This is a genomic window from Robiginitomaculum antarcticum DSM 21748 (genome assembly GCF_000365025.1).
In the GTDB taxonomy this organism is placed as follows: domain Bacteria; phylum Pseudomonadota; class Alphaproteobacteria; order Caulobacterales; family Maricaulaceae; genus Robiginitomaculum; species Robiginitomaculum antarcticum.
Map to the genome: position 1 here is coordinate 58981 of NZ_KB823013.1, position 12132 is coordinate 71112.

The 12132-nt window shown below is 49.3% G+C and carries 10 protein-coding genes and 1 tRNA gene; 3 read left to right on the forward strand and 8 right to left on the reverse strand.

The window, feature by feature from the left end; all coding sequences use genetic code 11:
* Positions 1 to 624: 624 nt before the first annotated feature.
* The 7 genes from H142_RS0109750 to H142_RS0109775 form a co-directional block, all read right to left on the reverse strand.
* A tRNA-Thr gene (locus tag H142_RS0109750) sits at positions 625 to 700 on the reverse strand.
* Between the two features lie 125 nt (positions 701 to 825).
* Positions 826 to 1278 (reverse strand): DUF1761 domain-containing protein, encoded by a 453-nt coding sequence (locus H142_RS0109755; RefSeq protein WP_017931951.1) that lies wholly within the window; start codon positions 1276 to 1278, stop codon positions 826 to 828.
* A gap of 101 nt (positions 1279 to 1379) precedes the next feature.
* Positions 1380 to 4262 (reverse strand): M16 family metallopeptidase, encoded by a 2883-nt coding sequence (locus tag H142_RS0109760; RefSeq protein WP_017931952.1) that lies wholly within the window; start codon positions 4260 to 4262, stop codon positions 1380 to 1382.
* Positions 4263 to 4330: 68 nt separating this feature from the next.
* Positions 4331 to 4792 carry a very short patch repair endonuclease gene (locus tag H142_RS15265; protein ID WP_017931953.1) on the reverse strand — a complete coding sequence of 154 codons (462 nt, stop codon included), beginning with the start codon at positions 4790 to 4792 and terminating at the stop codon, positions 4331 to 4333.
* Between the two features lie 23 nt (positions 4793 to 4815).
* Positions 4816 to 5910, reverse strand: a complete 1095-nt coding sequence (locus H142_RS0109765) for an HpaII family restriction endonuclease (RefSeq protein WP_017931954.1) — start codon at positions 5908 to 5910, stop codon at positions 4816 to 4818.
* Positions 5910 to 7034 carry a DNA cytosine methyltransferase gene (locus H142_RS0109770; protein ID WP_233341664.1) on the reverse strand — a complete coding sequence of 375 codons (1125 nt, stop codon included), beginning with the start codon at positions 7032 to 7034 and terminating at the stop codon, positions 5910 to 5912. The genes H142_RS0109765 and H142_RS0109770 overlap by 1 nt, the downstream gene beginning before the upstream one ends.
* 166 nt (positions 7035 to 7200) lie before the next feature.
* Complete coding sequence (locus H142_RS0109775) at positions 7201 to 7410, reverse strand: dodecin (protein WP_017931956.1); 210 nt, start codon at positions 7408 to 7410, stop codon at positions 7201 to 7203.
* Positions 7411 to 7618: 208 nt separating this feature from the next.
* Between H142_RS0109775 and H142_RS0109780 the strand changes: the two genes are divergently transcribed.
* Positions 7619 to 7906 (forward strand): co-chaperone GroES, encoded by a 288-nt coding sequence (locus H142_RS0109780; protein WP_017931957.1) that lies wholly within the window; start codon positions 7619 to 7621, stop codon positions 7904 to 7906.
* Positions 7907 to 7958: 52 nt separating this feature from the next.
* Complete coding sequence (gene groL, locus H142_RS0109785) at positions 7959 to 9599, forward strand: chaperonin GroEL (RefSeq protein WP_017931958.1); 1641 nt, start codon at positions 7959 to 7961, stop codon at positions 9597 to 9599.
* A gap of 340 nt (positions 9600 to 9939) precedes the next feature.
* On the opposite strand, the gene H142_RS16365 is transcribed toward groL, so the two are convergent.
* Entirely contained in the window at positions 9940 to 10467 is a 528-nt protein-coding gene (locus H142_RS16365; protein WP_017931959.1) for a SpoIIAA family protein, read from the reverse strand.
* Positions 10468 to 10833: 366 nt separating this feature from the next.
* Between H142_RS16365 and H142_RS0109795 the strand changes: the two genes are divergently transcribed.
* Entirely contained in the window at positions 10834 to 12108 is a 1275-nt protein-coding gene (locus tag H142_RS0109795) for a type II restriction enzyme (RefSeq protein ID WP_017931960.1), read from the forward strand.
* Positions 12109 to 12132: the final 24 nt, after the last annotated feature.

Here is a 12132-nt window from a genome sequence, read left to right on the forward strand (position 1 = left end):
CCCAAAAAGAGTCATTCATTTCATACGAGGCTTTGTCACGTTAACTGAACTAGCCGCTATTTTCCTCTACTTGCCTTCTTACTCACGGGGCTTAGTTGATATTCAGGAATAGGCTGCCGGTTTCAAAGGGACTTAATTAATGCCTAAGTCAGGAAGCTTGCCGTCTCGCGCCATTAGAGAGACCGGGCTGGCGTGAACCAAGCCCTCAAGCGGTCTTGGCCAGTCGGCTTTCATCTCTGACGCATACGGCTGACTCGGGCCTATTTCAGGCATTCTCTTGCTTAAGTGAAGAATCCTGTATCCCGGCACACGCTTGCTCTTGTTGCGTCACAGATACTGCTGGGGCCGTTTTATTAGAGGCGTGTTGTGGCACAATTTGTAGCACAGTTTGTGGCACAATGTCCTCAAGGATCAAAGACAACACGAGATAACCTGTGGTAAAAATTTGGCTATTTCATAGCTTTAACTGGCTTATGGAGCTGAAAACTTGGTGCCCACAAAGGGCACTTATCTTCATTTTGTTCGCTGTGTCCGAAAAAGAACGGCAAAGTCATGGTTTCAAGCGAATAATTGAAAGAAATTACAACTTTTAGGGACGTTTGGGGGTGGCAAGTGTAAGAAAAATGGTGCCCCCACACGGACTCGAACCGCGGACCCCCTGATTACAAATCAGGTGCTCTACCAGCTGAGCTATAGGGGCACTCAAAACATGCGTGAGGCATGGTGGCTAGCGGCGCGTACTTAACGTTCCGCGCGGCTCTGCGCAAGCGCAAAAGACGGGCAATTGCACCCGTCTTTTACTTTGGTAAAGACCGTTAGTACAGCCTAACTTAAGGCGTCGACTTCAATCGCGTCTTTACCGCGAAAGGCGGACAGAACCAGTCCGACAACGCCGTAACCGACCGCTAGATGTCCGAGGTCGAGAATCGATGCGCGGATGGACTCGCCCTCATAATTCCACTCATAGAGCATAACCGGCAGAGCGATAAAAGTCACCGTTATCAGCGCGACCTCCACGCATTTGCGCCAGCGGCTGGCCCCCGCCCAATTGATTAACCAGTTCAGACCGATGACTTGCGCCAGCGCGATCAAAAAGCCGTAAACATAAGTCATAATGCCATTCTCGGCCATCTGCGCTTCGGCCTGGGCCTGCGTTATGCCGTTGAGCATCATCCAGTCATCGGCGAAAATAAATCCGTACCAAAGCGCGCCGACGATCCAGAATGCGACCGCCGCGAGCAGAATGCCCAATATAGACGTATTGTGTAATTTTGGCATATGTGCCTCCCCTGTGTCCCCGTAAACCGGGCGGCCGCTTCGCAGCTCTGGCGCTCACATACATTAATTCGGCGTTTTACACAATTGCCCTGCGATCGTCCTTATTTTACGGGCTGGCCGTAGATATCCAATTCGACGACTTTGCCTTTTCTTGCCGTCTTGGCGAATTGCTGCACGGGCCGCCACTGCGTCGCCTTATCCCCGACTATGACATAGATCATGTCGTCTTCAGACAGATATTTTGCCGCCGTATTTTGAAAGTCGCCGCGGCTCATGGCCAGCAGTTCGGCCTGCTGCTGCTCGACATAATCATGCAGCAAACCATATTTACTGATATTGCGCAATGTGCCCTGTTTCGCGCCGAGGCTCTCAAAGGCGCGGGTATTTTCTTTAATGAGTTTTTGCTGCGTCATAGCGACGTCGGCGTCATCAAAGTCGGGGCCGTAAGCGATGATCATATCGCGGATCGTCTCCAGCGACGCTTTGGTGGCATTGGCGCGCACGCTCGTCCCGATGATAAAGGGCCGGGCCACTTCCCCGTTCTGGACGCTGGAATAGGCGCCGTATGTATAGCCTTTTTCAATACGTAATATCTGGGACAGGTCGCCGGATATGCCGCCGCCGAGCTTCTCATTGGTGAAGACAATTTTGTTAAAATCCGGGTCGGCTGTAGCCGCGGTCAGCTTGCCAATACGTAGCACGGATTGCTTGGACCCCGGCACATTGATGAAGAAGACCCGGCCGGCATTATCCTGGGCGGGGATGTCATAACCGGGGCGCGCCTCGCCCGAGGCTGTGATCGCGGCGGCAAGACCGGACAACCCTTTAGCGGCACGGTCGGGATCAATATCGCCCACAATATGCAGGCGCGCGGGCGCGGACAGAACCCCGGCGTGCGCAGTTTTTAAATCATCCATGTTCAGCGCGCCAACCGTTTGCGCGCTGCCGCCGGACGGGCGGCCCAGCGGATGATCATCGCCGTAAACAAGGCTGTAAAAGGCCTGCGAGGCGATTGAATTCGGATTGGCTTCGCGGCCTTTAATCCCCGTCAGCGAGGCGGACTTTACCCGCTCAAATTCCGCCGCCTGCCAGCGCGGCTGCGTCAGCACTTCTTGAACAAGCGCCACAGTCGGCTCAAAATTGCGCGCCAATGCCGTTACGCTGATCGTGAGTTCGCCGGAGCCCGCCGAGACGTTAATGCTGGAGCCCAGAAGGCCTACGGCCTGCTCTAATTGCGCGGGCGTGCGGTTGGCCGTTCCCTCATTCATGAGATCGGCCAGCAGCGAGAGCCGACCGTTTTGATCGGCGGTTTCGCTCCACCGTCCACCGGGCAAAGTGATATCAAATTGCACGAGCGGAATTTCATCGGTTTCAATCCCGCGCAGCATAACGCCCTCGCCCAGATCCCGTGTCCAGATCTCCGGCATTTTAAGCAGCGGAAGCTCGCCAAAGTCCGGCTCTGAGCGGTCATGCTCTGTCGCGGTTTTGTCAAACTCGGCGACGTCGCCCGCGCTGACCGCCTCGCTGGCGACATCGGCTTGAACCTCTTCAATCCAGACAGTGGCGCGCTCCGCTCCCTGCACGGCCAGCGCCTCACCGCCTTTGGGCACGAAGCTGGTCATGACATAAGGCTTGGCTTTGATATAGCGGTTATAGGCGGCCATGATATCCTGCGCCGTCATGGCGCGAACCTTTTGCGCGGCTGTGACCGAATAGGCCGGATCGCCGTAAAATTCATTATTCGTGGCCAGATCATTGGATTTGCCCAGAACGGTGGACAGGCTGTTGTAAAGACGCGTCTCGCTTTCAGCTTTGATGCGCTCTAAATCCGTGGCGTCAACGCCGCCGGACTCAAACCGCGCCATGGCCGCATCGATGGACGCTTTAACGTCGTCCAGATCTGTGCCCGGCTTGGCGCGCACGCGAAGGGTGAACTCGCCCGCAATCTCATTGCCGCGGTGATAGGCGGCGACATTGGGCGCGAGCTTGGCGCTCTCCACAACTTCGACATACAGCGGGGAATTGCGGCTACCGCCAAATATCGCGGCCAGCATATCCAGCGCCACCTCGTCAGCATGCTGGCCCTGCACCGTCGGGAAAGTCAGGCGCAGCTCCGGCAATTTAGCGAAATTATCCTCAAACCACAGGTTTTTCGTCTCAGTCAGCATCACGGCTTGCGGCGCGGGCTTAGCCACATCGCGGCCGCGCGGAATTTCGCCGAACCACAGTGTCACTTTGCGCTTAGTCTCTTCAATATCAATATCGCCAACAATCGACAAAGTCACATTATTCGGGCCGTACCAATCCTTATGAAACTCACGTAAATCGCCTAGCGTCGCCGCTTGCAAATCCGGCAGAGCGCCGATTACGGTCCAGTTATATGGATGACCTTCGGGATAGAGGGCTTTGCGAATGACCTCGCCCGTATAACCGTAAACAGCATTATCAACGCGCTGCCGTTTTTCATTTTTCACCACCTGTTTTTCACGCCCCAGCGCGGCCGGCGTAACTGTATTAATCATGTACCCCAGACGGTCAGAATCAATCCATAAAATCTTATCAAAGGCATCCTTGGGCACGACTTCGTAATAAATTGTGCCGTCCGACCATGTCCCGCCATTACGCTGTCCGCCCCAATCGGGAATCGCCTTGCGGTTCCACCCGCGCGGCACATTCTCGCTATCGTTAAAGGCCATATGCTCAAAAAAATGGGCAAAGCCCGTGCGCCCCGGCTTTTCGCGGTTTGACCCGGCGTGAATAACCGTCGTTACTGCGACGATAGGGTCAGAGCGGTCGACCTGCAAAATTACCTCAAGACCATTACCTAACGTGAATTTCTCATATTCAATTTTAAGCTCAGGCGTCTGTTGCGCATTTTGCGCTTGCGCAGCAGGCTGATCGCCACCCGTCTGCGTTGCGCTGTCTCCGCAGGCCGCAAGCGCAAAAGCGGCAACAGTCGATAGCAATAAAGTCCGAATAGTCATAGCAGAGTCCCTCAAATGTTTGGGGGAGCGTAGCATAAGAGCAGTGGATTTGAAGGGTAAAGCGAAAACTAAGAAATCGAATTCCCTCGAATGGTAATTTTTATTGCATCAGAATTCAGCCATTCGCTAAGTGAGTACAAAACCCTTTCTTCGCTCAACTTAATTTTCCCGCGCAAAGCACACTCCCAAACAACGCCCACTCTCCAACCCTCAGTGAAAAGGTCGTTATAGTTCCTCATATCCCGTTCAGCATTGCCCGTGATTTTAGCTTTCCAAAAGTCTTCGCGAGTTTGAGGCCAAGAAAATCGATAACAATTATGCTTATGCCAAAAGCATCCATTTACAAAAATAACGGCTCGGTGTTTTTTGAATTTTAAATCCGGCTTGCCAGGAAGTTGTTTATTATGAAGCGAATAGCGAAACCCGGCACCATGTAATAATTTTCTTATTTTGAGCTCAGGGGAGGTATTTTTTGATTTTACTGCAGACATATTCTTTCTACGCGATGCAATAGTGTGTATATCCACCATAAAAATTCACTAAGTTGTAAAATTTAAGCAAATCGAATTTGCAGTTTCAAATCCGTATATATTTTACCATTTTCAAAAATTATTTCCAGATAAGGCGCTTGCCTAGCCCCCGGGCTATCAAACTTAGTGTTTTGGAACAGATAATTTAAGAAAACATCGCGGTTAAATGCATGATAACATAATACTTCCCCAGTTTTAACTACAATCAAGTAACCGCCGTTTGCTTTCGACTCTCCATTCCAAGGCCTGGATGGTTGCATTCCTAAAGCGCTTGCGACAAGCAGCTGTTTAAGCTTAAATTCATAGTCATCTCTATTGAGTTCGAAATTGAACTTCGCTTTCAAGAATTTTGATGCCGAAAGGTGCTCTACAAGTTCGTTTAAACGATTACCTTGTTTTGAAAAGAAACCAACCAGCATCTCTGCAAGAAATTCAGGCAACATAGTATCAATTTTTCTGAGAGTTTTTTCGAATTGAACAGATGACATTGAAACAAAATTAAACTCACCTCCAAGCTCAAGTATTGCACTTACACGGTCCATATACTTACTAACTGAATTGCTTTCATTTATTTCAGAAACCTGTTTCGCTTGATCGGGAGAAATACCAACAAGCTCATATCGAAACAATGTATGGCCAGAATGATTTAATAAAGTTGCCTTATTTTTAAGCATAGACTTCACCGAAAAGCCTGAAAGCTCAGCAGTATTTGTATTTCTGTCTAAAATTGTCGCAAAAATATCGGCTTTTTCACTACTTGGCGCCTTCAAAGAAGTTCGCAACAATGAGTTCATTAATACTTCTGCATCAGGAATTGAAAATGATCGCCCCTTGCCGGAAAGAATTGATTCAAAAATTCCGGACAATTTGGACGAAATTTTTGCACGAGGTAACTCTGCCAGAACATTATCTTCCGCGTTCAAAACTATAACATTTATACCTTCTGACTTATAAACTAATGCGCCATTCACAGGATCACTAAAATATAGGCGCAAAAATTCAAAAAAGCGGCCTTCTTCAATTTGAAGATTCTTGTCTGCTGAAGGTAATTTCCTGGCATCTAAAATTTTAAAGAAGGCGTATAATTCAGCCCATTCTCCAACATTACCCGTAATCACTACAATGTCTCACTACCGGCAAAATGTGGTTGGCCTAGATATTCAATCAAAGACTTGGCCGTCGCTCTAATCGCCGGAACTGCAACAGAGTTTCCCAACTGTTTCATTGCCTGAGTTTCAGAAACAGGAAATTCAAAATTGTCCGGGAAGCCCATCATTTTGCGTCCATAAAAACTGTTTAAGCGAATGACATTACCTGCAACAGAATAAGTGTCCCAATTACGGCGATCCATCAGGCCAGAGCCACGCCCACCAACGCGTAATGTATAGCCGACTGCTTTATTGCATGGCTTACCGAATATGTCCGACATAGTCATATTTAGCGGTTCAGCATCAGGAAACTTGAACGTGCTTTCTTCGGATTTCTCGCCACGGAATCCAACCATAAATATACGTGGACGATGTTGAGGAAGTCCATGATCGGAAGCTTTGACCATTTTGTGATGAAATGAGTATCCAAGGTCTTCGAGTGTCTTCTGAATAACTGCGAATGTTTTTCCTTCATCATGGTTCTTAATGTGTCGAACATTTTCTAAGAAGAAAGCCGAAGGTTGTTTCGCCTCAATAATGTTTATGATATCAAAAAACAGGTTGCCGCGATTCTCTTTTGCCTCATGAAAACCGCGTTTATAGCCTGCTTGCGAAAAAGGCTGACACGGAAATCCTCCGCACAAAATATCAAAGTCAGGAATATCCGCAGGAGCGACTTCTTTAATATCTCCTGCAAACTTTTTGTTCATGAAAAGCGCAGAAGAAATTTTTCTATGATTGTGCTCGTATGTTTTACGCGCGTGTATATTAATTTCAGAAGCGAACACGCACTCAGCATCAAGAGAATGAAGTGCTAAGTGAAATCCGCCAATCCCTGCAAACAGATCGATAAATTTAAGGGGCTTTGAAACTTGTATCTGATCAGCTTTGTTTCGGTAAGACTTAGGGTCATCAATATTTGACACCAAAGCCAATCCTTCTAAAGCCTTGATCGTTGATATCGCTGGACGCTTAGCACCGTTTTCAAAAGCTTCAATCTCTTTTATAGGCACACGCAAGAACTCTGCTGCGCCACTTACAGAAAGTTGTGCAGATTTTCGTAGCTCTGTAAATATCGGTTCTGCGCGTCCCACGTTTTCCTCATTCTAAGAATCGAACTCAATGTGAACAAAACGGAAATATTTGCAAGGGGTAGAACCGTATATCCACACTAATTTAGGCTAATTTCATAAATTCGCTTCTCTAATATGGTTTTGGCCATAGATTTATAAACTCTGCCTTAGTAGCTAACCCCCTCCCTTACTTGTCGTATTTAAACCCGAACTCTAATGTCACTTGGTAATAGGCGACAGCGTCGTCTTCGATATAGCCGCGGGTTGAGATGACTTCGAACCAGTTCATGCCGCGCACGGATTTGCCGGCAGTTTTCAGCGCGTTTTGGATGGCGTCTTCGATCGATGTTTTGGACGTACCGACGATTTTGGATATGGCGTAGACATCATTTGACATTGGGGTCTCCCGTTAGGTGTGTAGCCATTCAACGCGCCCGCATACCCGTCCGTTCCGCGAAACACCGCCGCGCGAAAAAAAGTGCAAAATTCTCAGAGGCGCCCTGTTGACTCTGCGCGCATCGCGCCTATCTCCACAGTTAGCACTCGCGCTCTGTGAGTGCTAAGTCATATCAACTGGTACCACCTTAACAAGAGAGAGCTAGAGCATGAAATTTCGTCCTCTGCACGACCGCGTTGTCGTAGAACGCGTCGCCGAAGAAACCAAGTCTGCCGGCGGGATCATCATCCCGGGCGCAGCGCAAGAAAAGCCTTCTGAAGGCAAAGTCATCGCCACAGGCCCCGGCGCCCGTGACGAGTCCGGTAAAATTGTCCCGCTGGATGTTAAAAAGGGCGATCGCGTCCTGTTTGGCAAATGGGGCGGCACGGAAGTCAAGATTGACGGCAAAGAGCTGCTGATCATGAAAGAATCCGATATTATGGGCGTGATTGGTTAATCCAACCCGCTTGCACATTCACTTACTTATAACTCTCTAAGGAGATTTTATTATGGCGGCAAAAGACGTCAAATTCGGCTCAGACGCCCGGGCAAAAATGCTCGCCGGTGTCGATATTCTGGCCAATGCAGTAAAAGTCACGCTCGGCCCCAAAGGCCGCACCGTGGTTATCGAGAAATCTTTCGGCGCGCCGCGCTCGACCAAAGACGGCGTCACCGTCGCAAAAGAGATTGAACTCGAAGATCGTTTTGAAAACCTCGGCGCGCAAATGCTGCGTGAAGTGGCGTCCAAAACCAATGACAAAGCCGGTGACGGCACGACCACAGCGACCGTACTGGCCCAGGCCATTGTTCGCGAAGGTTTAAAACGCGTCGCAGCGGGCATGAACCCGATGGATTTGAAACGCGGCATCGAAATGGCAGCTTCCGAAGTGGCGGCTGACCTGCTCAAAAAAGCCAAGAAAATCAGTAAATCCGAAGAAATCGCGCAAGTCGGCACGATCTCTGCGAATGGCGAAGCCGCTATCGGCCGCATGATTGCGGACGCGATGGGCAAAGTCGGTAATGAAGGCGTGATCACAGTCGAAGAAGGCAAAACGGCCGAAACCGAACTGGACGTCGTCGAAGGCATGCAGTTTGACCGCGGTTATCTGTCGCCTTACTTCATCACAGACGCCGAGAAAATGCGCGTCGAGATGGACGATCCCTACATCCTGCTCAATGAAGGCAAGCTGACAAGCCTGCAGCCTATGCTGCCGATCCTTGAAGCTGTTGTTCAGACCGGCAAGCCGCTTCTGATCATCGCCGAGGACATTGAAGGCGAAGCTTTGGCCACTCTGGTTGTCAATAAATTACGCGGCGGTTTGAAAATCGCGGCTGTCAAAGCGCCCGGTTTTGGCGATCGCCGCAAAGCGATGCTGCAGGATATTGCCATCCTGACCAACGCCACGCTCGTCTCCGAAGAGCTGGGTATTGAACTGGACAAGCTGACCCTCAAAGATCTGGGCCGCGCCAAACATATCAACATCACCAAAGATGACACCGTCATCGTGGATGGTGCCGGTAAAAAAGGTGATATCAAAGCCCGCGTCGAGCAAATCCGTCAACAGGCCGAAGCGACGTCTTCAGATTATGACCGTGAAAAGCTGCAAGAGCGTCTGGCGAAACTCGCCGGCGGTGTTGCCGTGATCAAAGTCGGCGGATCGACCGAAGTTGAAGTTAAAGAGCGTAAAGACCGCGTCGATGACGCCCTTAATGCAACCCGCGCCGCTGTCGAAGAAGGCATCGTCCCGGGCGGCGGCTCAGCCCTGCTGCGCGCGTCCCGCTTCATCAACTCCAAAGGTGCCAATGATGACCAAGCCGCAGGTGTCGATATTGTCCGTGACGCGCTGGCCTATCCGGCCCGCCAAATCGCAGATAATGCCGGCGTCGAAGGCGCCGTTGTTGTCGGCAATATTCTGGCCGAAAACAAAGCCAATTACGGCTATGACGCCCAGAACGACAAATATGTCGACATGGTCAAATCCGGCATTATCGACCCCGTTAAAGTGGTTCGCACAGCCCTTCTCGACGCTGCCTCTGTTGCAGGCATGATCCTGACAACCGAAGCCGCTATCGTCGAAGCGCCGAAGAAAGACTCCGGCGGCGGCATGCCCGATATGGGCGGCATGGGCGGCATGGGAGGGATGATGTAATTTAGCGCTTCGCGCAAAATTACATCTGAATCTCTCAGATCCAAAACGATTAGGGCGGCCTCTCACAGGGCCGCCCTTTTTGTTGGTATTTTTGATGAGCCACCCCCTCCGACCTTTTGGCGATGCCAAAAGCCCACCTCCCCCGCAAGCAGGGGAGGAAAACTTACGGGGCGCTCAATCTTTTGCTCCCCTGCTTGCGGGGGAGCTGGCGCGGAACGCGTCTGAGGGGGTGACGCGAGCGAAGCGAGCTAACATAAAACCCTCAAAACAATCCCCATAAAAAAACCGCCCGTCTCAGATTGAAACAGGCGGTAAAATCAAACGATCATCCCATCGTTATCTAATAATCGACATTGCTCATCTTGAGCTTATCCCACGGATTGGCTGAGGGCTCAGGCTTCGTCTTTGGCGCGGGCTTTGTCTCGGCGGCGTCCGCTTTGGCGTACGTAGCGTCCGGCGCGTCGTCCTCGACATCGGAGAGCGACTCGCCTTTGAGCCATGCTTCGGCATAGCTGTCTTCGTCGCTACCAAATGCGCGAATAGTCAGGCCCGGAATAACCGCGCCTTCGACCTTGGCCGTGTTGCGGATAAACATGCTGTCTGTCACCACGGCGCATTTATCGGCGCCCGGTACGGCGCGCAGCACATCAGCGACCGCGCGAAACCCCTTGCTGACCGCGCCCAGATCGGGGAAGTCGGCCTTCGCCATACGCACATGGATATTAAACGCGCCGTGCTCCTGCCCGGCTTGCGTCAGCCAGTCCAGTCCCTCGCGCATTGACTCGGCGTCAATCACGCCGCTCACGCTCATATGGGCGATCTGTTCTTTAAAGTCTAAATCCAGGCTCTCGGTCTTGAGAGGGGTCATATATCATTCCTTCGGGTTGGCGGGTGTAAGTAAGAGCTACGGATAGATAGGGCATTTGTTCCAAATGCAAGCCCGTAAGGCAGGGAGGAGGCGCGCGAAGGTCGTTAGTAAAATTAGCGGAGCGAGTTGGGTAAGGAGAAGTTGAGAGACTAACCTCTCGTCCCGCTCATTCCTGCGAAGGCATGGCCGGTCTGGCGCACCAGATCCAGAGTCTCTAGCCCCGTATTCAGACGCTCTGGATCCCAGCTTTCGCTGGGATGAGCGGGGTTAATGGTCTTAAACTACTCGATATTCACCGCGCCCCGTAAATTCAATTATCCCTGCGTATGCATTGATTTTCATAGATATTTGTATCATCTAGACTGAATGAGCAAACAGCCCGATATCAACACAGCATGGAACGCAATTTTTAAAGACTTAGAAATTGTCAATAAAGTTAAAAAGTTTGGTTTTCTTGATGTCACATCTCCCATTCTAAATAAATATTTCGAGTCACGACTTCTATGCAAAATAGACTTCAAAGAAAAGCTTCCAGCTGCATTCAAAAAGAATTCACTTTCGGTTTTGGCACTGAATAACGGTGTTTATCGCATTGCCCAAACAGATCCGTTTTTTAAGTTAGATATTACAAAGCTAGATTCTATAGCAACGGAAGAGATGTTTCTACCTTCATGGATTGAGACAATTGACCCTGATAATATCACAAGTGAATCTCAGGCTCTTGATGCGGCCGCGGCATCAGGTATTTTAGAGAGCTTTACGGGCCATAAAACTACGTTGACAGTTAGAGGGCGCAAACGGTGCGACCCGTTTACTTTGCGATTACCATCAATAAACTTGGGAATGCCTATTATAGAATATCCTGTATCTGGTGTGCAAATAGAGATTGATGGGGGTTACGAAAATCCAACAGATTTGATACTAATAGAGGCAAAAAATACTATTTCTAAAACTATGAATCTTAGACAACTAATATATCCTCAGTTACATTTCGAAAACACTTTGAAGAAGAATGTGTCAACAATTGTCATGTTCTATTGTAAAATAAGTAAGATTTTCAATTTTATTCCGGTCACATTTATTCAACAAAAAGTTGTTCTTGATTATAGTAAAGTGAGAAGATTTAAACTTCGCGTGCCAGCCGCAATCAAACAAACATCTAATGCTCTAAGACAGATTTTGCCTGTAAACGAATCCCTTACGGATATTAACGCACCATTTCCACAAGCCAATGATATAGATAAAGTTATCGATGCATTTGACGTGCTTCTTGAGCGCGGTTCGCTCAGCAAATCTGAAGTTTTTGAAGACCTGCCTGTAAGTGTCGTAGGCAGACAATATGATTACTATATCAATGTGTTGCGTTGGATGAAGCTAGTTACTGTAAAGAGTGGTGTTGTAGATCTCACCAATAGGGGACAACAGATTGGGCGTCTAACCAACGATGAAAGATTAAAAGCGATGCAACAAATTTTTCTTTCTGATGACTTAGTTAAACAAATGCTAACTAGATCTTTACCTGATTTGGACGCCGATTTATTAATTCAATATAACATATCTGGTACTACGCCCAAGCGCCGACAAAGCACCGTTCGCAAGTGGGCCAAAGTATTTAAAGATAGAATTGAACCTTTGACATGATCCTATTTTGTTCTTATCGGTAGT